The organism is Pseudomonas sp. G.S.17, assembly GCF_038096165.1.
GTDB lineage: Bacteria > Pseudomonadota > Gammaproteobacteria > Pseudomonadales > Pseudomonadaceae > Aquipseudomonas.
The window spans coordinates 1,848,658-1,873,502 of the sequence record NZ_CP151076.1 but is presented as its reverse complement, the minus strand read 5'-3'; the positions used below and the strand labels follow the sequence as shown (position 1 = coordinate 1,873,502).

Annotated in this window: 22 protein-coding genes; all 22 read right to left on the bottom strand. The window is 58.8% G+C overall.

Features of this window, described 5'->3' with window-relative positions; genetic code table 11:
* Positions 1 to 5: 5 nt before the first annotated feature.
* Positions 6 to 1,364 (bottom strand): flagellar protein export ATPase FliI, encoded by a 1,359-nt coding sequence (gene fliI / locus AABC73_RS08575; protein WP_341523216.1) that lies wholly within the window; start codon positions 1,362 to 1,364, stop codon positions 6 to 8.
* Positions 1,354 to 2,202, bottom strand: a complete 849-nt coding sequence (gene fliH, locus AABC73_RS08570; protein WP_341523215.1) for a flagellar assembly protein FliH — start codon at positions 2,200 to 2,202, stop codon at positions 1,354 to 1,356. Before fliH ends, fliI begins: the two co-directional genes overlap by 11 nt.
* A gap of 10 nt (positions 2,203 to 2,212) precedes the next feature.
* Complete coding sequence (gene fliG, locus AABC73_RS08565; RefSeq protein ID WP_020290734.1) at positions 2,213 to 3,229, bottom strand: flagellar motor switch protein FliG; 1,017 nt, start codon at positions 3,227 to 3,229, stop codon at positions 2,213 to 2,215.
* Positions 3,222 to 5,009, bottom strand: coding sequence for a flagellar basal-body MS-ring/collar protein FliF (gene fliF, locus AABC73_RS08560; RefSeq protein ID WP_341523214.1), 1,788 nt, complete (start codon positions 5,007 to 5,009; stop codon positions 3,222 to 3,224). The genes fliG and fliF overlap by 8 nt, the downstream gene beginning before the upstream one ends.
* 14 nt (positions 5,010 to 5,023) lie before the next feature.
* Positions 5,024 to 5,350: a flagellar hook-basal body complex protein FliE gene (gene fliE, locus AABC73_RS08555; RefSeq protein ID WP_341523213.1), complete on the bottom strand. Its 327-nt coding sequence runs from the start codon at positions 5,348 to 5,350 to the stop codon at positions 5,024 to 5,026.
* A gap of 252 nt (positions 5,351 to 5,602) precedes the next feature.
* Positions 5,603 to 7,018, bottom strand: coding sequence for a sigma-54 dependent transcriptional regulator (locus tag AABC73_RS08550; protein ID WP_341523212.1), 1,416 nt, complete (start codon positions 7,016 to 7,018; stop codon positions 5,603 to 5,605).
* Positions 7,018 to 8,217 carry an ATP-binding protein gene (locus tag AABC73_RS08545; protein ID WP_341524195.1) on the bottom strand — a complete coding sequence of 400 codons (1,200 nt, stop codon included), beginning with the start codon at positions 8,215 to 8,217 and terminating at the stop codon, positions 7,018 to 7,020. Before AABC73_RS08545 ends, AABC73_RS08550 begins: the two co-directional genes overlap by 1 nt.
* Before the next feature lie 140 nt (positions 8,218 to 8,357).
* A complete protein-coding gene (fleQ, locus tag AABC73_RS08540) occupies positions 8,358 to 9,833 on the bottom strand; it encodes a transcriptional regulator FleQ (RefSeq protein ID WP_341523211.1) in 1,476 nt (491 codons plus the stop codon).
* Positions 9,834 to 9,997: 164 nt separating this feature from the next.
* Positions 9,998 to 10,294 (bottom strand): flagellar protein FliT, encoded by a 297-nt coding sequence (locus AABC73_RS08535; protein ID WP_341523210.1) that lies wholly within the window; start codon positions 10,292 to 10,294, stop codon positions 9,998 to 10,000.
* Positions 10,295 to 10,314: 20 nt separating this feature from the next.
* Positions 10,315 to 10,698 carry a flagellar export chaperone FliS gene (gene fliS / locus AABC73_RS08530; RefSeq protein WP_020290741.1) on the bottom strand — a complete coding sequence of 128 codons (384 nt, stop codon included), beginning with the start codon at positions 10,696 to 10,698 and terminating at the stop codon, positions 10,315 to 10,317.
* 129 nt (positions 10,699 to 10,827) lie between these two features.
* The gene (fliD, locus tag AABC73_RS08525; protein WP_341523209.1) at positions 10,828 to 12,240 is read right to left on the bottom strand and encodes a flagellar filament capping protein FliD; all 1,413 of its coding nucleotides are present in this window, start codon (positions 12,238 to 12,240) and stop codon (positions 10,828 to 10,830) included.
* 75 nt (positions 12,241 to 12,315) lie between these two features.
* Positions 12,316 to 12,705 carry a flagellar protein FlaG gene (locus AABC73_RS08520; protein ID WP_341523208.1) on the bottom strand — a complete coding sequence of 130 codons (390 nt, stop codon included), beginning with the start codon at positions 12,703 to 12,705 and terminating at the stop codon, positions 12,316 to 12,318.
* 74 nt (positions 12,706 to 12,779) lie between these two features.
* Complete coding sequence (locus tag AABC73_RS08515; protein WP_341523207.1) at positions 12,780 to 13,631, bottom strand: flagellin domain-containing protein; 852 nt, start codon at positions 13,629 to 13,631, stop codon at positions 12,780 to 12,782.
* Positions 13,632 to 13,889: 258 nt separating this feature from the next.
* Complete coding sequence (locus AABC73_RS08510; RefSeq protein ID WP_341523206.1) at positions 13,890 to 14,147, bottom strand: hypothetical protein; 258 nt, start codon at positions 14,145 to 14,147, stop codon at positions 13,890 to 13,892.
* On the bottom strand, positions 14,144 to 15,436 hold the full coding sequence (locus AABC73_RS08505) for a 6-hydroxymethylpterin diphosphokinase MptE-like protein (RefSeq protein ID WP_341523205.1): 1,293 nt from the start codon (positions 15,434 to 15,436) through the stop codon (positions 14,144 to 14,146). Before AABC73_RS08505 ends, AABC73_RS08510 begins: the two co-directional genes overlap by 4 nt.
* 81 nt (positions 15,437 to 15,517) lie before the next feature.
* Positions 15,518 to 16,444, bottom strand: coding sequence for a ketoacyl-ACP synthase III (locus tag AABC73_RS08500; RefSeq protein ID WP_341523204.1), 927 nt, complete (start codon positions 16,442 to 16,444; stop codon positions 15,518 to 15,520).
* Between the two features lie 298 nt (positions 16,445 to 16,742).
* Positions 16,743 to 17,795, bottom strand: a complete 1,053-nt coding sequence (gene pseI / locus AABC73_RS08495; RefSeq protein WP_341523203.1) for a pseudaminic acid synthase — start codon at positions 17,793 to 17,795, stop codon at positions 16,743 to 16,745.
* Positions 17,792 to 18,871, bottom strand: coding sequence for a UDP-2,4-diacetamido-2,4,6-trideoxy-beta-L-altropyranose hydrolase (gene pseG / locus AABC73_RS08490; protein ID WP_341523202.1), 1,080 nt, complete (start codon positions 18,869 to 18,871; stop codon positions 17,792 to 17,794). The genes pseI and pseG overlap by 4 nt, the downstream gene beginning before the upstream one ends.
* A 2-nt stretch (positions 18,872 to 18,873) precedes the next feature.
* Positions 18,874 to 19,584 carry a pseudaminic acid cytidylyltransferase gene (gene pseF / locus AABC73_RS08485; RefSeq protein ID WP_341523201.1) on the bottom strand — a complete coding sequence of 237 codons (711 nt, stop codon included), beginning with the start codon at positions 19,582 to 19,584 and terminating at the stop codon, positions 18,874 to 18,876.
* 129 nt (positions 19,585 to 19,713) lie between these two features.
* On the bottom strand, positions 19,714 to 20,883 hold the full coding sequence (gene pseC, locus AABC73_RS08480; RefSeq protein WP_341523200.1) for a UDP-4-amino-4,6-dideoxy-N-acetyl-beta-L-altrosamine transaminase: 1,170 nt from the start codon (positions 20,881 to 20,883) through the stop codon (positions 19,714 to 19,716).
* Positions 20,880 to 21,881 (bottom strand): UDP-N-acetylglucosamine 4,6-dehydratase (inverting), encoded by a 1,002-nt coding sequence (pseB, locus tag AABC73_RS08475; protein ID WP_341523199.1) that lies wholly within the window; start codon positions 21,879 to 21,881, stop codon positions 20,880 to 20,882. The genes pseC and pseB overlap by 4 nt, the downstream gene beginning before the upstream one ends.
* A gap of 27 nt (positions 21,882 to 21,908) precedes the next feature.
* Positions 21,909 to 24,836 carry a TIGR00180 family glycosyltransferase gene (locus AABC73_RS08470; protein ID WP_341523198.1) on the bottom strand — a complete coding sequence of 976 codons (2,928 nt, stop codon included), beginning with the start codon at positions 24,834 to 24,836 and terminating at the stop codon, positions 21,909 to 21,911.
* Positions 24,837 to 24,845 lie beyond the last annotated feature (9 nt).

The window sequence follows — 24,845 nt, the reverse complement described above, 5'->3', positions numbered from 1 at the left end:
ACTTATCAGCCGCCCGCAGCCGGATTGAAGACTGCCGCCAGCCGCGCACTGCTTTCCTGCATGCTTTCATTGTCGTTCAGACCCTGACGCAGATAACGCACCAGCACCGGTTGCAGGGCAATGGCCATGTCGGTTTCCCGATCGCCACCTGCCACGTACGCGCCGACGCTGATCAAATCCCGGCTTTGCTGATACCGCGACCATAGCTGCTTGAAATGCTGGGCCTGCCCCATGTGTTCAGGGCTGACCACCGAAGGCATGACCCGGCTGATCGAAGCCTCGATATCGATGGCCGGATAATGGCCCTCTTCGGCCAGACGTCGCGACAATACGATGTGCCCGTCGAGCACGCCCCGCGCCGAGTCGGCAATCGGGTCCTGCTGATCATCGCCTTCCGAGAGCACCGTATAAAAAGCCGTGATCGACCCGCCACCCGCTTCGGCATTGCCCGCGCGCTCGACCAGCTTGGGCAGCTTGGCGAACACCGACGGCGGATAGCCTTTGGTCGCTGGCGGCTCGCCAATCGCCAGGGCAATTTCCCGCTGGGCCTGGGCGAAACGGGTCAGGGAGTCCATCAGCAACAGGACGTTCTTGCCCTTGTCGCGAAAATATTCGGCGATACGCGTGCAATACATGGCCGCGCGCAAACGCATCAGCGGCGCATCATCCGCAGGTGAAGCCACGACGACGGAACGCTTGAGACCTTCTTCACCCAGACTGTGCTCGATGAATTCCTTGACCTCGCGCCCCCGCTCACCGATCAGGCCGACGACAATGATGTCCGCCTCGGTAAAGCGCGTCATCATCCCAAGCAACACACTCTTGCCGACGCCGGTACCGGCGAACAAGCCAAGTCGCTGGCCGCGTCCGACTGTCAATAATCCGTTGATGCAACGAATACCCACGTCCAGCGGCTGGCTGATCGGGTTGCGCTTGAGCGGGTTGATGGTCGGGCCGTCCATCGGCACCCAGTCTTCGGCTTTCATCCCGCCCTTGCCGTCCAGCGCCCGGCCCGCGCCATCGAGCACGCGCCCGAGCATGGCCATGCCCATCGGCAGGCGACCGGTATCGGCCAACGGCACGACCCGCGCGCCGGGGGCGATACCGGCAACGCTGCCGACCGGCATCAGAAATACTTTGCCGCCGGAAAAGCCCATGACTTCGGCCTCGACTTCGACCGGCGAATGGCTGTCATCGTTGATCACCACGCAACGACTGCCCATGGCGGCCCGCAAGCCTTCAGCTTCGAGGGTCAGGCCGACCATGCGCAGCAAACGGCCCTCCACAACGGGCTGGGCCGGCAGGTCGATGGCTTCGGCGTAAGTCTCCAGACGCTTGCCGAAGCTGGTGCGATCAAGGCGCATCGGGCTTCTCGTTGTCGGCGTTCGCGGTGTCGGAGCTCTCGGTGTCAGGATTGGCGATTTTAGAGGCCGCAGCCGCCTGCTCAAGATCAATGCTCACATCTGCCGCAGCCGGATGCAGCGCCTGCTCGTGCATCTGGTCGTACATCTTGGCCATTGCCAGGGAAATTCGTGTCTCGATGCTGGCATCGATCCGGCTGTGCTCGGTCTCGATCCGGCAACCACCCGCTTGCAAGCTGTCATCTTCCAGGATGCGCCAGGTTTCCTCGTGGCGCTCGCGCAGCGCCTTGACCTGGGCGAAGTCCTGCGGATTGATGAAGATGCGCACGTTTTGCGCGCCCATAGGCAACAGCTTCAGGGCATCGCGCAATACATTGCCGATCTGTCTGGAGTCAGCGGTCAGTTCACGTTGAATGACTTTGCGGGCAATATGCTCGACCAGCAGAACCACGCCCCTTTCGATTTGCGTGTCCTGATCGGCGATTGGGTCGAGCAGGTTCGCCATCAACTGTTCAAGACTGGCAAGCTTGGCCGCGAGGGCGACTTCGGCTTCCTGGCGGACCTTGAGTTGCGTGCTGTGAAAGCCCTCTTTCTCGCCGGTAGCGAAGCCTTCGTTGTAGGCCTCCTGACGAATGCTTTCCAGTTCTTCAAGGGTCAGCGGCTGGACTTCATCCAGCGGCACTTCTTCCATCTCAGCCGGCTCTTCTTCGACCGGCAAGACCTCAGGTTCGGGGTCGGGCTCTTGTTGCGGATCGAAACTTGGCAGGGAAAAGAGGTCGTAACCGCCGACGTCTTTGGCGCGAATAAGCTCGCTGGCCGTTTCTTTACTGGAGCTGGACATTAAAAAGACCTTAAATCATTTCCTCGCCACCTTTGCCGCCGAGCACAATCTCCCCGGCCTCGGCCATACGGCGCGCAATGGTGAGGATTTCTTTTTGTGCGGTTTCCACGTCGCTGACGCGAACCGGCCCTTTGGCTTCCAGATCGTCGCGCAGCAGTTCGGCAGCGCGCTTGGACATGTTCTTGAAAATCTTTTCCTTGATCGCCTCGTCCGAGCCTTTGAGGGCCAGCACCAGCACATCCGAAGAAACTTCGCGCAGCAGCGCCTGAATGCCACGGTCGTCCACGTCCGCCAGGTTGTTGAAGACGAACATGAGGTCTTCGATCTGCACCGAGAGGTCTTCGTCGACTTCGCGGATCGAATCCATGAGCGTGCCTTCCATGGAGCTGTCGAGGAAGTTCATGATGTCCGCAGCACGCTTGATGCCGCCCAGCGTGGTACGTGAAGTATTGGCGTTGCCGGAGAACTGCTTCTCCAGAATCTGGTTCAACTCTTTCAGCGCGGCCGGCTGCACGGTGTTCAGCGAAGACACGCGCAGAATGATGTCCAGCCGCACCTTGTGGTCGAAATGCCCGAGGACTTCGCCCGCCTGATCCGCGTCGAGGTAGGCCACGACGATCGCTTGAATCTGTGGGTGCTCGAAGCGGATCACGTCGGCAACCGCGCGCGGCTCCATCCACTTCAGGCTGTCCAGGCCACTGGTATTGCCACCCAGCAGAATGCGGTCGATCAGGCCGTTGGCTTTGTCCTCGCCCAACGCCTGAGTCAGCATCTTGCGGATATACCCGTCTGAACCGACTCCGAGGCTGGTCTGATCGCCGACGATCTCGACAAACTCGGTCATGACTTCTTCGACCTGCTCGCGATGCACATTGCGCATCTGCGCCATGGCCACGCCCACCCGCTGGACTTCCTTGGGGCCCATATGACGCAGCACCTGCGCCGCATCGGTTTCGCCCAGGGACAGCAGCAGGACTGCCGCTTTCTCGACTTTGCTCAGCTTGGCTACGACGGCTCGATCACTCATCAGTGTTAATCCACTCTTTCACGACCTGGGCCACTCGACCCGGATCTTCGGCCACCAGACTCTTGATTGCGTTCAGCTGTGCGTCATAACCCTCGGTCGGGCTAGGCAACAGAATGCTCTGCGGGCCGCCGAGGCTGACACGGTCGTTGGACAATTCGTCCCCGCCGCCCATGCCACCCATGCCGCCCATATCGTCGTCGAAACCGGCCAGCTGCTTGCTCTTGCCGTTGGTGATGTTGTTGAGCACCGGGCGCAACACACCAAACACCAGCACCAGGATGAAAATCACGCCCATGGCTTGTTTGACGATGTCCCAGAACCATGGCTGCGAATAGAACGGGATATCCGGAATCGTTTCGCCGCGCTCGGCGGAAAACGGCACGTTGACCACGCTCACCGTGTCGCCACGGCTGGCGTCGAAGCCGACCGCGTTCTGCACCAGACGGGTAAACCGATTCAGATCCTCGGCGCTCCACGGGTTGCGCGTGGTTTCGCCGTTGGCCGCATTGATCTTGACCTGATCATCGACAACCACCGCAACCGACAGCCGGGTCAAGCGACCTTGCTGCTGTTTGGTGTGGCTGATGGAGCGATCAAGTTCGAAGTTCTTGGTCGACTGCACACGCTTGTCGGCCGGATAAGGCGCCAAGGCAGGCTGACCGGTAGCCGGGTCCATGATCTGTTGGCCGTTGGCATCGAGCAGCGGCTGACCCGGCGCAATCGCAGCGGCGGCACCGCCTGCGGCACCCCCGGTGGTTTGCGGTGCGGTTGCCGGACCTGGAGGCTGATTGCTCAGCGCGCCCGGTACACCCTGGGCGCCGCTGCTGGTGGAGCGTTGTTCGTTGACCGACTGTTCGCTGCGCAAGGCCGGTTGATCCGGATTGAAGCTTTCGGCGGTGGACTCCACCGCGCTGAAGTCCACGTTGGCGGAAACCTCAGCCTTGTAGCGATCATTGCCCAGAATCGGTTGCAGAATGTTCTGCACCCGTTGGGTGAGCATGCCTTCCATGCGACGGCTGTAGTCGAACTGCTTGCCGGCCATGGTCAATTCAGAGTTTTCGGCCTGATCGGACAGCAGATTGCCCTTCTGATCAACGACGGTGATCTGCGACTTGTTCAGCTCGGGAACGCTGGTTGCCACCAGATTGATGATCGCCACCACCTGGCTCGGTTCAAGCGAACGACCGGCGTACAGTTCGACCAGAATCGAAGCGCTGGGCTTGCGGTCGTCACGCACGAACACCGAGCTTTTCGGGATCGCCAGATGCACCCGGGCACCCTTGACGTTGTTGAGCGCAGAAATCGTGCGCGCCAGTTCGCCTTCCAGACCACGGCGATAGCGCGTGGCTTCCATGAACTGGCTGGTCCCCAGGCCCTGATCCTTGTCGAGAATCTCGAAGCCGACATTGGCGTCCTGCTGGACCACGCCCGCCGACGCGAGCTGAATGCGCGCCCGTTGCACGTCGTCGGCCTTGACCAACAGCGCGCCGGAGTTGGGCTCCACGGTATAGGCAATGTTGGCGGCCGTCAGGGTGTCCATGACCTGCTTGGCGTCGAGGCCGGCAAGACTGCCGTACAACGGACGGTAATCGGGCTGCTGTGACCACAGCACCACGGCAAAGCCAATCGCCACGCTGGCAGCGAGACCGACCATAAGGCCGACCTGACGCAGCATGGGCATCTCGGAAAGATTGTCCAGGAAAGCCAGACCGAACACGGGCGACTTGCCCGCTGGGGCGCCTGCCTTGGCCGGAACGCTATCGGCGAGAGTTTCTGCCATGACTCAATATGTCCTTAAACCGGCATCTGCATGATGTCTTGATATGCCTGAACCAGTTTGTTACGAACCTGAGTCAGCGCCTGAAAGGACACGGCGGCTTTCTGTGAAGAAATCATCACGTCAGTGAGGTCGACACCGCTCTTGCCGATTTCGAAGGCACTGGCCAATTGGTTGGACGCCTGTTGGGTGTCGGCAACCTTGTTCACGGCCTGACCAAGCATGTCGGCAAAGCTGCTGGAGCCGACTTCCGGCGTGGCGGCAGCCTTCGGGGCGGCCATGGCATCCATTTGCATGGAGCGCATATCCAACATCAAGCGATTAAATTCAACACCTTGGCTCATGGAAATATCTCTCGTGAGGGCCGCAAATTTTTGACACTGATTCAGCGGTCATGGATGTCAAAGCAACAAGGGTGCCAGCTAGATAGCAGCCAATGGCCATCAATGCATTTCATGCAGAATAATGACCAGGCAGTCACCCCTCGAAAAGTCGTGGGTCACAGTCTTTAATCCATCGCACGAGCAGGTTGAAAACCCCGGCTACGCTGGGCGGCAGGGCTGCGTACAGAGTGAATGACTTTTGTAGCGCGAATGTTACGTCGCAAATAAATGACCTTCGACATCCATGCCGGCATCGCGCATCTGCGCCAATTTGTAGCGCAACGTCCGCGGACTGATGCCTAACCGCTCGGCAGCTTCCTTGCGACGACCGCGCTCGGCACGCAGGGTGTCAATAATCATCTGAAACTCGCGCCGACGCAGATCATCACCTAACGCGCTGCCCCCATCGCCACCAGGCCCATCGCCCGATGCAGCCCCTTGGATAACTGGCGAAACCGGCGCAGTGGCGACGTTCAGCGCTGGCAGCGGTGCGCAGGAGACTGGCCCCGCAAGGCAGAAATCTTCCGCTTCAATGATGCCGCCCTGCTGCAGAATCAGCGCTCGTTGCACCGCGTTATCCAGTTCGCGGACATTGCCTGGCCAAGCGTAACCCACCAGACATGCCTGCGCCTGGGCAGACAAGCGCACCGCTGCGTGTTTCATTTTATTGACGTGTTTGGCCAGCAAACGCTCGGCCAGCGGCAGAATATCGGCGGTTCGCTGGCGCAACGGTTGCCAGGCCAGCGGAAATACCGATAACCGGTAAAACAGATCTTCACGGAACCGACCGGCTGCAACTTCCCCGGCCAGATCACGGTTGGTCGTTGCCAACACGCGAATATCCAGAGTGATTGGCTTGCGCGCACCTACACGCTCGACTTCGCGCTCCTGCAGCACTCGCAGCAATTTAGCCTGCAGGCCCATGGGCATTTCGGAAATTTCATCAAGCAGGATAGTGCCGCCGTCGGCCTGTTCGAATTTGCCGGCTTGTGCCGCGATGGCACCGGTGAACGAGCCCTTCTCATGGCCGAACAACGTGGCTTCGAGCATGTTGTCCGGGATCGCCGCGCAGTTGATGGCGATGAAGGGCTTGTCGGCACGGGGCGAATGCTGGTGAATGTAACGCGCAAGCACTTCCTTGCCAGTGCCTGATTCGCCGGATATCAGTACCGTGGAATCGCTTTTCGCCACGCGACTGGCCAGGTTCAACAGCTGCGCGCTGGCCGGTTCGACCGCGATCGGCCCAGCGCCGTCATCCGGGCCAGGACGCCCCAACGCATGGCGGGCGACCAACGCCAGCATGGCCTTGGGCTCGAAAGGTTTGACCAGATAATCCGCCGCACCCTGGCGCATTGCATCCACGGCGCGCTCGACCGCGCCATGCGCGGTCATCAGCAGCACGGGCAATTGCGAATGGCGGGCGCGCAGCAGGCCGAGCAACTGATGACCATCCATGCCTGGCATATTGACGTCGCTGATCACCAGACTGAACGGCTCACGCGCGACGGCGACCAGGGCATCTTCAGCCGATCCGACGGCATGATACTCATGCCCGGCCAATTCCAGGGTTTCCCCCAGCGCTTCACGCAACGCACGGTCGTCTTCAACCAAAAGCACTTTGATCGTCATCAGTTATTGTCCACGACGCCGGATGGCGCACTCATCAAAGGCAAGGTGACCAGCGCGCAAGTGCCACGACCCACCCGCGAGGCATACTGAACAGCGCCGCGATGGGCGCGAGTGACCGCCGTCACCACCGCCAGGCCAAGGCCGGTGCCGGTGGTCTTGGTGGTGAAAAAGGGTTCGCCGATATGCGCCAGAGCGGCAGCGTCAATACCGCTGCCGTTGTCACTGACGCACAGCCGCAGCGTGTTGCCTCGACTGTAGGCATGGATTTTCAAGCGCGGCTGACCGGCGCAAGCCTGCACCGCGTTTTCGATCAGATTCAGTAACGCGCCCACCAGCGTGTCGCGATTGCACAGCAACTCACCCTCCGAAGGGTCGCACTGCCAGCGCACCTGCACATCCTGAGTGTGCGTCAACGCAGCGTCCTGCAATGCAGCGAAGAGCTGCTGCGGCGTGAGTCGGTCAGTCAGCGGCAATTCGCCACGGGCAAACACCAACATGTCCCGCACTTGATGTTCAAGCTCATGCAGTCGCTCTTTAAGTCGGCCGGCAAAGCGCTGCTGGGTTTCCAGCGGCAGTTCCTGCTCGGTCAAATGACTGGCGTAGATCAGAGCGGCGGACAGCGGCGTGCGAATCTGGTGTGCGAGGGAGGCCACCATCCTGCCCAGCGACGACAAGCGCTCGTGACGCGCCAGTTGATCCTGCAGATGGCGGGTTTCTGTCAGGTCGTTAAGCAGCACCAACTGACCCGGCTCGGCGTCCAGCGAGCGGGTGGCGATGGACAGGCGACGGCCATCCTTGAGGGAAACTTCATGGCCGTCGTCTTCGCGCGGAGCAAAGCAGCGACTGATGACATGCCGCCACAGCTCGCCCTCCAGTGGTTGCCCGAGCAAATCGATGGCCGCCGGATTGGCCTCGCGCACCCTGCCCATGCCATCGATCACGATGATCCCGCCAGGCAGCAGGTCGAGCAGATTCTGCAAGCGATACGCCAGACGCTCCTTCTCCGCCAGCTCCTCCATGCGCTGCGCGCTGACCACTGCCAGTTCGCCCTTGAGCTCGGTGACCCGCGCTTCCAGCAAGCTGTAGGAATCCGTCAGCTGCGCCGACATCTGATTGAACAGTGAAAACGCCTGCTCAAGCCCCTGACGACTTTCCAGCTCAAGGGACGGCAGCACTGCATGGGCAAGGTCAGGGGTCATCTTGGCGGCGTGGGGCATAAGTCATCTCTCGCGTGGCGAACCGTCATTAAACGGTATGTTCCAAGAGACTTAGCAATCCTCGTGCCGAAAAAAAACCCCTGAAAATTCAGAGGTTTGATTTTTTCGCGATTCAACAAGCGTCAATCATCTGCCTGTTCATCGCCTTCACGTCGGCTCATGCCGTATTTGCGCATTTTCTCGACGAGGGTCGTACGACGAATCCGCAGACGCTCGGCTGCGCGCGCGACAATACCGTTGGCGTCGTCCAGTGCCTGCTGGATCAAGCCTTGCTCCAGCCCACCCAGATAGTCCTTCAAGTCCAGGCCTTCCGGCGGCAACATCGCGCCGGACGCGAAGTTCGGCGTATGACCGTTGATGGCCACGCGCTCTTCGAGATCGCTGCGCAGACTGTCGACAAGTTGTTCGTCTTCGTCATCGACGTAGCGGAATTTCTTCGGTAACTCGGCGACGCCAATCACGCCATAGGGATGCATGATCGCCATGCGCTCCACCAGGTTGGCCAATTCACGCACGTTGCCCGGCCAGCCATGACGACACAGCGACATGATGGCAGCGGAGTTGAAACGGATTGAGCCGCGTTTTTCGTGCTCCATGCGCGAGATCAACTCGTTCATGAGCAAGGGAATGTCTTCGACCCGCTCGCGCAGCGGCGCCATTTCGATCGGGAACACGTTCAGACGGTAGTAAAGGTCTTCACGGAAGCTACCGATCTCGATCATCGACTCAAGATTCTTGTGGGTTGCGGCAATGATCCGCACATCGACGCTTTGGGTCTTGTTGCTGCCCACGCGCTCAAAGGTGCGCTCTTGCAGAACCCGTAGCAGCTTGACCTGCATCGGCAGCGGCATGTCGCCGATTTCGTCGAGGAACAGCGTGCCGCCGTTGGCCAGCTCGAAACGCCCGGCACGACTGGTGATCGCCCCGGTGAAGGCGCCCTTCTCGTGACCGAACAGTTCGCTTTCCAGCAATTCGGCTGGAATCGCGCCACAGTTGACCGGCACAAACGGTGCGTCGCGACGCTTGGAGTGGTAGTGCAGGTTGCGTGCGACGACTTCCTTGCCAGTCCCGGACTCACCGAGGATCAACACGCTGGCGTCCGTGTCGGCAACCTGCTGCATCATCTGGCGCACATGCTGAATCGCACGGCTGGTACCGACCAGACTGCGAAACAGATTGGGCTCACGATGACGACCGCGCTCACGGGCCTGATCGTACATTTCACGATAGACCTGGGCACGGTGCAGGGAGTCGAGCAATTTGCTGTAGCTGGGCGGCATTTCCAGGGAGGAAAGCACGCGCCGACGCAAATCGTCAGTGAGGTCCACGGAAGAATTTTCGCCCATCAGCAAGACAGGAAGGAACTCATCCCATGCAGCCACTGTCTTAAGAAGCCCTTGTAGACTTCCAGGCGCGCTTACGCTGCCAACGAGCACGCAAAGCACTTCTCGGGTAGAGGTCAGAGAGCCGACAACCTGTTGCCAGTCCTGGCTGGAGCAGGCCAAATTTTCTTCGCCAAGAAAATTAAGAATGACCGCCAGGTCACGGCGGCGCTGGCTATCGTCATCGATCAGCAGAATCTTGATTTCACGCCACATGCAATAGCAACTTCCCTAGTCAACTCTATGCCCCAATAGGGCAAGCTTGGCAATTCTCAGCCGGTACGAGTACTGAGACGCCAGAAAATGGCAAACATCACTAGTTAAGTCAAAAAACCGTACACAGTCAAATTTATGGCGCACTTCTTTTCGATCAACAAGCTTCAACCGAACAGATGGTAAACCTTCGCCGCGTTTTTCGCTTGCTGGATCTGCGACATCTCGTCGACGATTGACTGACGCGCGTCGGTTGCAGTGTCGATCAGCTGCCGGTAGACCGTCAGCAGCTCTTCCAGATTGCTGCGCAGTTCCGGCGCATTCGGCGTCGCTTCACTGATCATGTCGTCCACACAGGCGCGGCACGCCAGGTCCAATTTGCCAATTGCATCCCAGTCACGCTCAGCCAAAGCGCCTACCAGTGCTTCCTTGGTCTCTTCGATACGCTTGAGTGCAGCACTCATGTTGGTCTCCTCAGCACAGCTTAGTGAGCAGCGATTGCGTCCCAGCCTTCCTTGACGGTGCCCAGCAAGCTGCTGACTTCGTCGAGGATCAGTGGATCGCTTTTTATATTGGCTTCAGCCAGGCGCTGCATCATGTAGATGTACAGGTTGTCCACACGGGTCAGCGTATCAGCCGATTTTTCCATATCCAGGCCTTCACGCAGGCCTCCGACGATTTCTATCGCCTTGCCGATCAGTACACCTTTTGCAGGAATATCCTTGCGGCCGATGGCACCCTTGGCCTGAGCAATGCGATCCAACCCGGCTTCCATCAGCATTTGCACCAGACGATGAGGATTGGCCTCGGACGTTTGCGCATGGGCATTCACTTTCTGGTACTGCCGAAGGGCTAACATCGGGTTCATGATCAACCTCGTCAAAGCTGGAAGAATTCGTATATACAATGTATCGACGCACTGTCGGAAAACTTTAGACCAGAAGCCAAAAACCCGGCGTGCGATTAATCGCAGCCGGGCTGGATGACTCAGTGAATGTCAGCCGGATGCCTGAGCATTCAGAGTATCGAAGAACGAGGTGATGCTCGACAGCGTCGACTTCATCTGCCCGACCAGCAAATCCATTGCGTTGTACTTGGCCGTCAACGTTGACGTCAGGTTAGCTACACGAATATCGAGAGCAGTCTGCTGCGCTTTCAGATCGGTACTGGTCTTGTTCAGCGATTTGGTGCGTTCGTCGAGCGTACCGCCGGTTTTGTTATACGGCTCGATGGCTTTCTTCATACGCGCCAGCAAGCCATTTTCCGCGTTAGTGCCGGAGAACATTTGCTGCACTTCACTGCCCAGGTTTTTGTCGTTCATTGCCTTGGTGAACTTGCCGGCATCGAATGTAAGCGTACCGCCGGACTGGGCAGTCTGGATACCCAACTGCGCCAGGGTCGACAACTTGCTGCCAGGGCCAGGCGTGATCAGCTGCTCACGCAAGGCGGCCAGCAGATCGCGCGGCAAGGAGTCGCCGGTCATTGCCGCCGACACGGTCAGGTCGCCGTTGGCATCAGCGGTGGCCTTGGTCAGGGAGTTGATGGTCTTGACCACGTTGTTGTACGCATCGACAAACGTCTGCAACGATGTTTTCAAACCGTCGGTGTTGCCTGCCACGGTGACCGTGGACTTGCCAACCGCAACCGCCGTGATGGACACACCCGTCAGCGCCGTGGTGTAGGTGTTGGTGGAACTGGTGACCTTCAGACCACCGATCAACATCTCGCCATCAGCCGCCACAGCACCAATCCGGCCTGCACTTGTCGCCGAATTAGGGTCAAGTACATCGCCGGAGCCAATCGTCAGGCCGGCGATAGTGCTGCTGGTGGTGATATCCGTACCCGCGCCGGTCTTGGTAGAGCCAAACACCAGGCGCGAACCGGCACCGTCAGAAATAATGTTCGCCGATACGCCACTGGTCGAAGTCTTGGCGTTGATCAGGTCGCGAACCTGCTGCAAGGTGGAGCCCGCCGGGATATCGAAGGCAGTGTTAGTGGTATTTTGAGTGATAGTCAGGGTACCACTCGGAATAGCACTAGCTGCAGTCGCATCGAACGAAGCAGAAGCGACGCTGGAACTGGTCGCGAGTTTGGTGACTTCCATCGCATACGAACCTGCCACCGCCGAGTTGGTAGTGGTCGCGGTAATGTTCGCGGTAAGAGAGGAAGTTGCCGCAAAGCCATTGAACGCTGGCGTATCCGTTTTGCCGAGATTAGTCATCGCGGTCTGGAACGCATCGAGCGCCGACTTCAGTGTACTGACACCGGACAACTTGGTTGTTGTCAGCGCGGTCTGTTTGGTGATCTGGGTCTGCTTGGCGTATTTGTCCGAATCAACCAGGGAAGTGACGATATCCTTGATTGCCAGACCCGAGCCGAGGCCCGTGGAAGTACTGATTGGGCTTGCCATGTGCTTCTCCTTCAGGTTTCGTCGGCCTTTTGACGACGACACAACGCAGAACTACAACCTACACGATTCATGCCATCAAACCTTGGCATCAAACAACAAGCTGTGCGCATTGTGAAGGCTGTCAGCAATTTTCAAAGCTTCCGCCGAGGGTAACTGTCTGACGACTTCTCCCGTATCACTGGCGATCACTTTGACCACGATTTCTCCGGAGGCTTCATCAATGGAGAATTCGAGATTGCGTCTTACCGACTGCACGAACTTTTCAATCTCTTGTACCGCTGTCTTGAGCTTCTCCGACTTTTGAGCGTCGGATTCCTTCGATGAGTCTTTACTTGCGGACGAATCCGCAGCAGGCGCCGGCGCAGGCACCGCAACTGCTTGAGGAGCGACGACTGCTTGCTCAGCTACAGCTGGCGCCGGCTTGATGGCCTGGTAAGACAAGCCCAACTTCACGCTCATGTCCATTCCCAACACCTCCTCAACGTAAAAAGCGGAAGAGCACGACTAGCACACTCCTCCGCCAAAACTCATTCCGAAAATTACTGAAGCAGTTTCAGTACAGCGGAAGGCAACTGGTTAGCCTGGGCCAGAACAGCTTGGGAAGCCTGTTGCAGCGTTTGCTGCTTGGTCAGGTTAGCAGTTTCTGCGGCGAAGTCAGTGTCTTGTACACGACCCAGTGCAGCAGTGGCGTTTTCGTTAACGTTTTGCAGGTTGGAAATGGTGCTGGTCAGACGGTTTTGCGAAGCACCGAGGTTTGCACGAGTGGCGTTGATCGTTGCCAATGCAGCGTCGATTGCGGTGATAGCGTTGTCGATTGCCGAGGCAGTTGCTGCGGAGTCAGCACCTGTCAGAGCCAGCGTACCGCTGTCTACGGACATGGAAGCGGCGTCGAACTTGCTGCTCAGAGTCAGGTCGATCTGGTTAGCGGTACCGGTGTTCGAGCCAACTTGCAGTGTCATGGTGCCAGCCGAACCGTCAAGCAGGTTCTTGCCGTTCAAGTTGGTGCTTGCAGCGATACGGGTCAATTCGTCAGACATCTGAGCGAATTCTGCGTTGGTCGCAGTCTGGTCAGCCGTGCCGTTGGTGCCGTTACGTGCTTGTACAGCCAGTTCACGCATACGTTGCAGAATGTTAGTGGACTCTTGCAGAGCGCCTTCAGCGGTCTGAGCCATCGAGATGCCGTCGTTGGCGTTCTTGATTGCTACAGTCTGGCCGCGGATCTGGCTGCTGATGCGAGTTGCGATCTGCAGGCCAGCTGCGTCGTCTTTGGCGCTGTTGATTTTCAGGCCGGAAGACAGGCGAGTCATGGAAGTTGCCAGAGCGTCGGATGCTTTGCCCAAGTTCTTCTGAACGGAGAGGGAAGCAACGTTAGTGTTTACGCCTAAAGCCATGATGAAATTCCTCGTTGGTTGGGTGCTGCGGCTTCCGGCCCTGGCAACAGCCGGGTTGGCACAGAGAACCTTCGTAATAGTTATCGTCGGGATCGGACTTTGCTTTAGGGCAATTTATAAAAATAATGCCATCAAGCGGCCACCTCCCCGGAAAACAAGGGCTTTACCATTTGTAAAGATTAAAAAAACGCGTCAGGAGTGCGGACAAACAGGCGAAGTTCTATATATCGCCCGCTGCGCCGTAGATACCGCAAGCCATTAACTGTGAACCAGTTCCGTTAATTCGTACTGCATGTAGTCGGCAAGGCCCAACCAGTCCTGTGACTGCTGGCACGCCAGCATCGCCATCAGCAATTGCGACCACTGCTGCCGGACCGCCGGAGAACTGCGCTCAAACAAACCGGCTGCAGTTTCGAACACTTCCAGCATATCCAGAGCCGCCTCGACGCTGCGGCCAAGGCGGAACCGGCCGGCACATTCGACAGTGGCGAGTACGCACAAATCGATCTCGTTCATTGGCTGAACTCTGCATTAAACACGGTGCCGGCAATCATCGCGCCCGACCGACTGCTAGTAAAGAAGCGAACCTGTGGATGCGCCTGAATGTAGCGCTCGAGTTCCCCGAGGTAACGCCGGAAGTTGAGCTGGGTCTTCACCCGCTGACCATGACCATCGAGCACCCACTGTCTGGCTTGATCGACCGTCCCCCCCAGCTCTCCCTCAAGCCAGCCCGCATGGCTTTGGTTCATCGGGAAAGCGAAGTCCACACCAAACAGCGTGATCTGCGCCGCGCCCATTTTCACCGCCAGATCCACCGCCGGATGAATGACACTGCCACCGGCGGCCAGCACGCCTCGTTGCACCCGCTGGCGCAGTTGCGCATACACCGGGCTCGGCGACAAACCGACATAACGCTTACCCTGCCATGCCGATACAACCTGGGGATCGCTTAACGGCAGATAAACCAGCCGGATACCCGCCGAATCCGCCGCGGGTAGATGTCGATCAGAAATGCGCTGGTCGATGGTCACCACCAGGTCAGGCCGGATACCTCGGGCAATCAGTGGCTGGTAAGCAGTGTCGACGCAGATGAACAACGGGCGCTGCGGCTGACCACGCACGGCCAGCAACTTGTCGAAGTGCTGCTCAAGGCTTGGGCCGGTGCCAATTACAAAGATTTCCCGGCCCGATTGCGAACCGAACAGCTCGGCAACGTCAGGATCACGGCTGACCAGATCGAAACTCTCCTCAAGGCGCTGCAGAATCTGCGGCGCCTGCGGATCGAATTCGCGATTATTAAAGTGCAGGTGCACTTCGCTGACCAGCCGATCACGAATACGCGCATTGTGTTCGTCGGCCAGCTCCAGCTCGGCGGGCAAGGCAAAAAACGGCAACTGGATTTCCGGACGGTCTGCGGCATAGCCCAATTCAATGCGAGGGTCGCTCAACCAGTCATCCTGATCGGTCAACTTGAGCACCAGGGCGAACAGCGCGCTATTGAGGATATGCACCTGCAAACGCGCAGCGCCATGTTCTTCCAGCAGAACGCGCTGCAAATCGCCAAGCCCGGTGCCATATATATGCAGCACGTCATTGTCCGGCGGCAAACTGGCGGCCTGTAAACGCGCTTCGGCGATTCGGTCATGGCGGCTGGTAAGCTGAATTCCGTTGAGACTCAGGGTCGATTGCCGCCCTTCGACCAGCTCAACCTCAAGCAGCACGTCGTCTTCTGCCAGCAAGCGGGCAAAGACATCCGGCCAGCGGTTCTGCAGCACTGCGGCATTGCGCTCAAAGCTGTCGGTCATGAAGCCTCACCTGAAACGAAGGCAAAAAAATAGCGCTCAAGATTAACTCACCTTGCGCGCCATTTTTGCTGCTTTATGCGATTACGGGCGATAAATGATCGCCGAGCCCCAGGATAAGCCCACGCCGAAACCGCTCAGGGCGACTCGCTTCCAGCTTGAATCCATGGCGTGCCGTTCCAGCAGCAGCGGAATGCTGGAAGACACGGTATTGCCGGTCTCGAGCATATCCTTGATGAACTTCTCAGGTTCGCCCTCGAAACGTCGCGCGACCGCATCGACAATCGCCGCGCTGCCCTGGTGGATGCAGAAGGCGTCGATATCCGTGGATTGCAGGCCGGATTCGTCGAGCAATTCGTGCAGGTGCGCCGGGACTTTGAGCAGCGCGAAGTTGAACACCTGGCGACCGTTCATGAAGAACACGCCATTGCTGACTTTCAGGTGCGGCGCACCGGAACCGTCAGTGCCGAATTTGGCCTTGCCCAGCTGCCATTGGGCGTCCTCACCCATCCAGGTGGCCGTAGCTGCATCACCAAACAGCATGGTGGTGTTGCGGTCTTCCGGGTCAACGATTTTTGAATAAGGATCAGCGGTAACCAGCAGACCGTTTTTCAGACCGGTGGCTTCCATGAAACCCTTGAGCGCATAGATGCCGTAGACGTAACCCGAGCAACCCAGGGAAATATCAAAGGCTGCGACATTGGTCGACAAGCCCAGCTTGTCCTGAACGATGGCAGCGGTGTGCGGCAGACCTTCTTCATCGCCGTTCTGCGTGACGACGATCAGCACATCAATGGATTCGCGCTTGAGTTGCGGATTGTTGGCGAACAGGGCGTTGACCGCCTCGACGCACAAATCGGAAGTTTCCTGAGCCTCTTCTTTACGTGGCAGGAAAGCCGAGCCGATCTTGCCCAGAATGAACTCGTCATCCTTGCCGAATTTGGCACCCTGCGCGTAGTTGTCAACGCCGGCCGCGGGCACGTAACTCGCTATGCTTTTTATGCCAATCATCATGGCTTCCCAATAATAAATAGCTGAATATCACCGCGCGCTCGATGGCGGGGCATTGTAATCAGAAGGCTTTTTTGCCCTTGAATAAAGGGCTGCGGGGAGGTTTGACCGATCCCGGAGAACCGTGAAATCAGCCATACGTCGTCGTCGCCCGCGAGCACGATACAGTGAAGATGCGCGTTGTGACTCATAGGTCACTAAGTTTTATGCGCTTTTACCGCTGAGCATGCCATCAATAACGGCTGATAGCGTGCCGAAAATCACCTGCCGACTTCAAGATGTCACGTCAATGTGCCGCCTACTCGACGCTATCCCACGCCAGAGGCGTGCCTCGGCTCAGAGGCCACCGAGCCTTTCGCCCCAGCACTGCATCGATATGTTTGGGCGCCAGCCCGCGACCGGGACGAATGGCGCGCACGTTGTCCTTGCTGAAGGTTTCGCCGGCCAGCATATCGCGCACCACATACAGCGAACGGCGATATTGCAGCGAGTTCTGTTCCGCTAGGGTCGCGCCATACTGCACATGCCCCAGCCCTTGCCAGGCGCGTTCGGTTTCGATGACCAGACTGGCCATTTCCGCAGGTTCCAGGGAAAAGCTGGCATCCACGCCGCCGTCATTGCGGTCCAGGGTGAAATGCTTTTCGATGACAGTCGCACCCATCGCCACCGCCGCCACCGAAACGCCGACACCCATGGTGTGATCGGACAAGCCGACTTCACAGCCGAACAACTCACGCAGATGGGGAATGGTGCGAATGTGGCTGTTTTGCGGGGATGCCGGATAGGTGCTGGTGCACTTGAGCAGCACCAGGTCGCGGCAACCCGACGCCCGCGCCGCACGCACGCTTTCATCCAGCTCGGCAATACTGGCCATTCCGGTGGAAATAATCATTGGTTTGCCGGTCGCCGCGACCCGGCGAATCAGCGGCAGGTCGGTGTTTTCGAAGCTGGCGATCTTGTAGGCCGGCACATCCAGGCTTTCGAGGAAGTCCACCGCGCTCTCATCAAACGGAGTGGAAAACGCCAGCATTCCCAGCTCTTTGGCACGGGCGAAAATCGGCGCATGCCACTCCCAGGGCGTATGCGCTTTTTCGTACAGCGCATACAGCGAAGATCCCGCCCAAAGATTATCGGGGTCTTTGATGAAAAACTCGCCCTCGTCGATATCCAGCGTCATGGTATCGGCGGTATAGGTTTGCAGTTTCAGCGCATGGGCTCCGGCCTTGGCAGCGGCCTCGACGATGCGCAGCGCCTGTTCCAGGGACTGATTGTGGTTGCCACTCATTTCGGCAATCACAAAGGGCGGAGCATCCGCGCCGATGGAACGTGAGCCAATCTTGAAACCTGTCATCGCTGTTCACTCGCATTAAAACCGGGGACAGCAGCGCTCAGCACTGCCGCGACGCGACGGGCGCCCTTCCCGTCGACTAATTTTCGGGACTGTGACGCCAGACTTTGGCGCAGGTCCTGATTGTGCATAAGGCACTCAATCGCCTGACGCAAGGTCTGCACACTGGCCTTTTCCCGGGTGCCGATATAAAGATGTGCACCCGCCTCAGCCAGCTGTTCGGCATTAGCTTTCTGGTTGGCCGCCACTGCGACACAGATAGTCGGCAACCCAAGCGCGGCGCGCTCCCACGTCGTGCCGCCACCGGCACCAATGAACAGATCCGCCTCGGCCATCAAGCGCGAAAAATCGCTGACCTGAATTTGCAGGCGCCAGTTCAGGCGTCCTTCAGCCAGCGCCTGCATGGCGAGCCAGTCGGGATTGTCGATCCCGGCAATGAAATCCACGTCCAGCTGCGGATAAGCCAGCAAAGCCTGCATTGCGATCCACGATTGGCCGGCGGCGTCGAAACCGCCGAAATTGACGATGACACGCTTGACCCTGGGCCGGATCTCGATCGGTTCACGCTGGAATTCGTCGCGCAGCAGAGCAAAATGCGGCCCGAGCAACGCCTGGCACTGGGCGGTGATCCACGGCGCGTAGGCTTGGGGCGTGCCGGAACAATTCTGATCAAGCAGCACATCAGTCACGTGAGGGCGATTGGCCAGATCGTCGATGGCCATGACCCGCGGCGCAAATCGACGCGCGGCGGTTTCCCAGTCGGCGGCAAGCCCGTAGTGATCGACAATCAGCCAGTCAAAGCGCTCTTCAGCAGGCAGCGCCTGAGCCAGCGCGTTGATATCTTCCTGGCAGGGCAATAACGCCTCGATGTCGATACCCGGTTGCTCCTGCGCGTAGCGCTCCGGCAAACCATAAACGGTATAACCTTGAGCCTGCAGGCGGCTCGACAAATGCCCCGACAGCAGGCGACAGGCGAAGCGCACTGTTGCCCCGCTATTGCGCAGCACATCAGCCAGGGCCATGCACCGCGCAATATGACCGCTGCCTATATTGAGCGATGCGTCGGCACGAATCAGCACTCTCACCCTTCCAGCCCCCCGCCCGCCTTGAGCGCCGCGTAGAGAAACTCCGCACGGCGCCAATCCTCTTCGGTGTCGATATCCTGAACCAGATGGCGCGGCAAGGTGATCGGCAGACTCAGGGCAGAGAACACCACGTCGCCGCGCAGCCAGGCGTCGCTGCGCCCCCAATAGAATTGACCGGCGTCCTGATACGCGACCGGAAGATCCTGCGAACGGGTTTCGCGGAACTGCGGATACATCGGCGCCAACCCGCCGTCGGGCTCGATCAGCAAGGCACGTTGCAGCGGAAAGCCAAAACTGCACACTGGGAAGACGTATGATTTTGCCGGAGCGGACTGCAGCATTTCCAACCCCTGCCGCAAGTAACGCGCTTGCAACAGCGGAGCGGTGGCATAGATGCAGCACACAAAATCGAAGCTCGATCCCTGATCTGCCAGCGCGGCGATTGCGTGCTGTATGACCGCGCTGGTGCCAGTGAACGCATCGGCCAGCTCGACGGGACGCATGAACGGCACTTCGGCGCCATGAGCCAGGGCGATGGCGGCGATTTGCGGATCGTCGGTGCTGACCACGATCCGGTCAAATACCCCGCTGGCCACAGCCGCACGAATCGACCAGACGATCATCGGCTGGCCATTGAACAGCTTGAGATTCTTGCGCGGGATACGCTGGCTGCCGCCCCGCGCCGGAATAATGGCTACTGCGCTCACGCACGCTTTTCCAGCAGAAACCCAGTGACGTGGTCGGCTGGACACTGTGGATCCCGGACGCAAAACTCTTCCTGTTCAGTCAATTCACGCATATCGCATTTCTACCATCAGTTCAGTGGGGGCCGAGCGTTACGCCTTGCCGGTGGTGAGCAAACGCTGCAACTGCTCGATCACGTAGTCCTGCTGGGTTTCGCTCATGGCCGGGAAGATCGGCAGGCTGATGGCCTGCGCGTAATAGCGCTCGGCCTCGGGGAAATCGCCTGACTTGAACCCCAGCTCCCGGTAATACGGCTGCAAGTGGACGGGAATGTAGTGCAGATTGACGCCGATCCCGGCTGCACGCAAGGCTTCGAAAACCTCCCTATGGGTCAGGCCAAGGCGCTCGGTGTGCAGGCGCACGACGTACAAATGCCAGGCCGATTCAGCCTCGGCCTGGGCGCTGGGCAAGGTCAGCGGCAGATCGGCCAGCGCCACTTGATAGCGAGCGGCAAGGGTGCGACGTCGGGCAATGAACGCATCCAGCTTGCGCAGTTGTGACAAACCCAACGCAGCTTGAATGTCGGTCATCCGGTAATTGAAGCCCAGCTCGACCTGCTGGTAATACCACGGGCCATGGCTGGGCTCATCCATGTGCGCCGGGTCACGAGTCATGCCGTGGCTGCGCAGACGGCGCAAGCGCTCAGCCAGCTCGGGGCGGTTGGTCATGACCATGCCACCCTCCCCGGTGGTGATAATTTTTACCGGGTGAAAACTGAACACCGTCATCGCGGCAAACTCGCCACAACCCACCGGACGCCCGGCGTAAGCGGCACCCACCGCGTGTGACGCGTCCTCGATCACCGTGAACCCGTAGCGCGTGGCCAATTGATCAATGCTGCGCATGTCGCAGCTCTGCCCGGAAAACGCCACGGCCACCAAAACCTTGGGCAGTCGTCCGTCGCGCTCGGCGACTGCGAGCTTGCGCGCCAACAGCTCGGCATCGAGATTCCAGGTCAGCGGATCGATGTCGACAAAGTCCACATCAGCGCCGCAATAGCGCCCGCAATTGGCCGAAGCAAGAAACGTATTGGGTGTCGTCCAGAGCCAGTCACCCGGCCCGAGTTCCGCCGCCAGACAGGCCATGTGCAGCGCCGCCGTGGCATTGCACACTGCCACGGCAAAGCCTGCGTCAACACGGGCGGCCATGGCGACTTCGAAGCGTTCCAGCATTGGCCCCTGGGTCAGCCAGTCTGATTGCAGCACCTCGACCACCGCGTCGATATCGGCTTGATCAAGGCTCTGCCGACCATAGGGAATCATGGCTGGATATCAGCGTGCAGTTCGCCGATCTGGCCGACCGACAGGAAGTGCGGGTTGATATCCGAACGGTATTCGAAGGTATCGGCCACGGCCTTGCCTTGCTCGCCGCTCGCGTCGAGGCTGAAATCCGCATCGATATTATTGAAGCGGATCGACGGCACGATGGTGTAGTGATCGGCAAATTCCAGAGTCATGCGCGCGTCGTCCAGTGGCACCATCAACTCATGAAGTTTTTCACCGGGACGAATGCCGATATGCTTGTGCGGCAATTCGGCGCCCATGGCCTGGGCCAGATCGACGATGCGAATCGACGGAATCTTCGGCACGAACACTTCGCCGCCATGCATGCGGGCAAAACTCTGCATCACGAAATCCACGCCATGATCCAGGGTGATCCAGAAGCGGGTCATACGCGGATCGGTGATCGGCAGTTCCGTAGCGCCGCCAGCAATCAGCTTGTTGAAGAACGGCACGATCGAGCCCCGGGAACCGGCCACGTTGCCATAACGCACCACCGCAAAACGCGTGGGCTGATCCCCGGCAATGTTATTGGCGGCGACGAACAATTTGTCGGACAGCAACTTGGTTGCGCCGTACAGGTTGATCGGGCTGGCCGCCTTGTCGGTGGACAGCGCAATCACGCTTTTCACGCCATTGGCGATGGCGGCGGCGATGATGTTCTCCGCGCCATTGACGTTGGTGCGGATGAATTCCGTCGGGTTGTACTCCGCAGCCGGCACATGCTTGAGCGCTGCGGCATGCACCACGTAATCGATGCCGCGCATGCCTTGCAGCAAGCGGTCGGCATCGCGCACGTCGCCCAGGAAAAACCGCATGCACGGCGCGGAGAATTCCTGCTGCATTTCGTACTGCTTGAGTTCATCCCGAGAGAACACCACCACCCGCTTGGGCTCGTAGCGCTCAAGCAGGGTGCGGATGAACTGGCGGCCGAACGAGCCGGTACCGCCGGAGATGAAAATGGATTTGCCGTTGAACATCCTTGAATCCTCTGACCGGTATCGAACCTACGCGAGCAATTGCGCCCAGTTCACTGCACTCGGGGCGCCGAGGTCGAAACCGTTGCCGGTCAGACTCAGGTTCTTGTTGTAAGCCGGATCGTTGTCGAACAAATCCGCCCACTTATCCCGCAAGGCAGCAAGCGCCTGCGGTGCATCAGAGAGTTCGCCCGGATGAGTAATCTGCACCTGAGGCACCCAAACCACCAGGTAACCGGCCTGGCCAATGTTCAGGCACAGATCGATATCGGCGAACGCCTCAGCAAAAGCATCCTCGTTGAAACCTTCAACGGCGTCGAAAAGTTCCTTGCGAATCATCATGCAGGTCGAGGAGACCGCCGAGTAGTTCTGGGTCTGGCTCAGGCGATGCATATAGCCTGGAACATCCTTGGCGCCCACGAATGCCGAACCCACCCCATCGTTCATTCCCAGAATCAATCCGGCCTGGGTTACCTTGCCTTTCGAATCGATGAGTTTGCCGCCGACCACGCCGACTTCAGGGCGCATGGCCTGATTGAGCAGGCTGCCTACCCAGTTAGGGCTGACCACTTCACTATCGGAGGCCAGCAGGACCAGGTACTCACCCTTGGCCTGACGAGCCAGGTGGTTGATCAGCGCGGATGCACCGAACACATCCTCGGATTCGATCAGCCTGATCCGGCCGTTCGGTTGCTGTTGAGCCGCCAGCCATTCCAGTGTTTCGGGCGTCGTTCGAGCGTTTTCGCCGATCAGCACTTCGAATTTTGTGTAACGGGTGCGCTGCAGAATGCTGGTCACACAACGCTGTAAATCGACCAGTTCGGACTGGCCGTGGACAATGATGGAAACCAGCGGGCGTTCGCTGTGGCGATAATCGATCTGATAGGTTCCTGCCAGCTCCGAGGTGATCAGGGCCTTGTAACCACGGGCCGTCAAATGGCGACTCAGCGCCAGCCGCTCCTGGACATTCTCTTCCAGCACTGGAGCGTCACAGATCAGCAATGGCTCGCTCATATGCGCCAGCCAGGCCATGCCGCCTTGCTCGATGATCCTCAATAGCAAATCGAATTCGAGCGCGTTGGCGAACTCAGCCGAGTAGCCACCTGCTTCGACCAGAACGTCGCGACGAATCAACCAATGTCGAGCCATCAAGCCCGGCAGGCTCTGGAGCAAGTCCAGGTTGAAATCCGGGCGAAACACATCGACGAGCGCACCGTTGTCCTGACGATGAATCTCATCGGCATAGACCGCGCGGCATTGTGGGGCCGCCAGCAATTCCAGACTTGCCCGCAACAGACCGCTTGCGGTGAACTGATCGCCCGCATTTGCCAACAGCAGCCACTCGCAGGTGAGCTGGCGTACGCTCTGGTTAAGCTTGTCGACGTAGTTCGCCTGGCTGACTTTCACAAAGTGCAGGGTGTTGTCCGCGGTGGTTGCCGCAGGCGGTTCTGCCGTGGTGAACACCACAATTTTGAAGGCTTTGCAGTGGCCTTCCAGCAAGCTGTCCAGCGTGACCTGCAGAGCGGCCACATCGCCGTCGAGGTTCAACACCAGCAGCCCGAACCGGGGGCCGCCATCATGGGCGCGCACAGCGTCGCTGATCAGCTGCAACTCGCTGGAATCAGGGTTGCGTGCGTCCAGCCACTTGAGCAGACGACCGGAGCGCGTGGCATCGAAGGTCTGACGATTATCAGGGTCAGGCAATGTGTTCAGGCGCGCTTCCCAGGTCAGGAGTTTCCGTGCCTCATCGTCGTCACCAATGACATTCAACTGGTTCGCCAGGCGGCTGACCACCTCACGGTTGAATATATTGCAATCCAGCGCCAGCCACAGTCGATCGACAACACTCTCCGGCGTGTCGTTGTTGCGTGGACGCATCAGCTCTTGCTGGCGCGTCCAGATCCCTTCAAGGCCTTCCAGTTGCAGCTTGCCGGCTGGCATGGTGTGCAGCATGAACTCAAAGTCGCTCAGTAAATCAAAAAAGCTCTGATTGTAAAACGGCATTTCTACGTACTGCCGGGGCCCAAAGCGCCGCTCAGCCTGCATCGTTGCGCTACCCCAGCCTGACTCGACAATCAGCTCGGCGGTCAAGGCTCGACCATATCGCAGGCTGTCGGCCAGTGCCTCGAAACTTTCCAGGACGGATTCGACGGCTTGCTGCGTGTCGCCTTCCCGGAGCCGGATGGGCAGTGCTGCCAGCAAACCGGCAAATCGTTCACGGTCAGCGACCGACTTGGGATCGGTAAACGTCAGGGTATGAAAAATCTCGGTGGCGTGTTCCGAGGAAATGTAGTTGATCTCCCGCACGACGTAAGGGATCGGCAGGATCCGCGCCTTGCCTCGCGCCAGCATGTACCAGGCATGGCCGATCTCCTGCCACTGGAAAATGGTTCCGTCAGGCATTGCGTCGTACCAGTCGCGCAGCAGCGAAGTACGGTGAACGGCGTAGAACGGCGGGATGTACTGGCCCATGAAGTCCAGAATACGATCCTGCGCCACATCTGAAGCGTAATCCTCACAAACCTTCTTGTCGCGCCGGTAATACCTGACTCTATTGGCTTGAGTCAGGTACATCAGGCAATAGCCGTGGCACAGTCCATAATCCGGATTGGCCTGCAGAAAACTGACCGACTGTTCCAACGCCTGGTGGACGATGAAGTCGTCGTCGGCGGCGAAAACCATATAGGGGGTGGTGATTTTCCTGACGCCGTAATCAAGCTTGGCCTGGATCCCCCAATAACCGATGTGCGGGAGATGCTCGTACTCCATGGATTCAAAAACCCCTGCCACGCCTTCAGTACGCTCGGCGGAGGAATCCAGTATCAATACCTTGCAAGGCAATGCGCTGTAAAACTGAACAGCGCGACGCAGAAATGCTGGCCGATTGTGGCTTATCAAAACCACGGTAAGCAGTTCGTTCAGTGGCAGAGCGTTTTCCGAGCCGTACATGCCTTGCATAAATCTTCC

What these genes read in the sequence shown, in the direction of transcription:
- fliI (WP_341523216.1), bottom strand. Translation starts at nt 1,364, where the DNA reads ATGCGCCTTGATCGCACCAGCTTCGGCAAGCGTCTGGAGACTTACGCC.
- fliH (WP_341523215.1), bottom strand. Translation starts at nt 2,202, where the DNA reads ATGTCCAGCTCCAGTAAAGAAACGGCCAGCGAGCTTATTCGCGCCAAA.
- fliG (WP_020290734.1), bottom strand. Translation starts at nt 3,229, where the DNA reads ATGAGTGATCGAGCCGTCGTAGCCAAGCTGAGCAAAGTCGAGAAAGCG.
- fliF (WP_341523214.1), bottom strand. Translation starts at nt 5,009, where the DNA reads ATGGCAGAAACTCTCGCCGATAGCGTTCCGGCCAAGGCAGGCGCCCCA.
- fliE (WP_341523213.1), bottom strand. Translation starts at nt 5,350, where the DNA reads ATGAGCCAAGGTGTTGAATTTAATCGCTTGATGTTGGATATGCGCTCC.
- AABC73_RS08550 (WP_341523212.1), bottom strand. Translation starts at nt 7,018, where the DNA reads ATGACGATCAAAGTGCTTTTGGTTGAAGACGACCGTGCGTTGCGTGAA.
- AABC73_RS08545 (WP_341524195.1), bottom strand. Translation starts at nt 8,217, where the DNA reads ATGACCCCTGACCTTGCCCATGCAGTGCTGCCGTCCCTTGAGCTGGAA.
- fleQ (WP_341523211.1), bottom strand. Translation starts at nt 9,833, where the DNA reads ATGTGGCGTGAAATCAAGATTCTGCTGATCGATGACGATAGCCAGCGC.
- AABC73_RS08535 (WP_341523210.1), bottom strand. Translation starts at nt 10,294, where the DNA reads ATGAGTGCTGCACTCAAGCGTATCGAAGAGACCAAGGAAGCACTGGTA.
- fliS (WP_020290741.1), bottom strand. Translation starts at nt 10,698, where the DNA reads ATGAACCCGATGTTAGCCCTTCGGCAGTACCAGAAAGTGAATGCCCAT.
- fliD (WP_341523209.1), bottom strand. Translation starts at nt 12,240, where the DNA reads ATGGCAAGCCCAATCAGTACTTCCACGGGCCTCGGCTCGGGTCTGGCA.
- AABC73_RS08520 (WP_341523208.1), bottom strand. Translation starts at nt 12,705, where the DNA reads ATGGACATGAGCGTGAAGTTGGGCTTGTCTTACCAGGCCATCAAGCCG.
- AABC73_RS08515 (WP_341523207.1), bottom strand. Translation starts at nt 13,631, where the DNA reads ATGGCTTTAGGCGTAAACACTAACGTTGCTTCCCTCTCCGTTCAGAAG.
- AABC73_RS08510 (WP_341523206.1), bottom strand. Translation starts at nt 14,147, where the DNA reads ATGAACGAGATCGATTTGTGCGTACTCGCCACTGTCGAATGTGCCGGC.
- AABC73_RS08505 (WP_341523205.1), bottom strand. Translation starts at nt 15,436, where the DNA reads ATGACCGACAGCTTTGAGCGCAATGCCGCAGTGCTGCAGAACCGCTGG.
- AABC73_RS08500 (WP_341523204.1), bottom strand. Translation starts at nt 16,444, where the DNA reads ATGATTGGCATAAAAAGCATAGCGAGTTACGTGCCCGCGGCCGGCGTT.
- pseI (WP_341523203.1), bottom strand. Translation starts at nt 17,795, where the DNA reads ATGACAGGTTTCAAGATTGGCTCACGTTCCATCGGCGCGGATGCTCCG.
- pseC (WP_341523200.1), bottom strand. Translation starts at nt 20,883, where the DNA reads ATGATTCCCTATGGTCGGCAGAGCCTTGATCAAGCCGATATCGACGCG.
- pseB (WP_341523199.1), bottom strand. Translation starts at nt 21,881, where the DNA reads ATGTTCAACGGCAAATCCATTTTCATCTCCGGCGGTACCGGCTCGTTC.
- AABC73_RS08470 (WP_341523198.1), bottom strand. Translation starts at nt 24,836, where the DNA reads ATGCAAGGCATGTACGGCTCGGAAAACGCTCTGCCACTGAACGAACTG.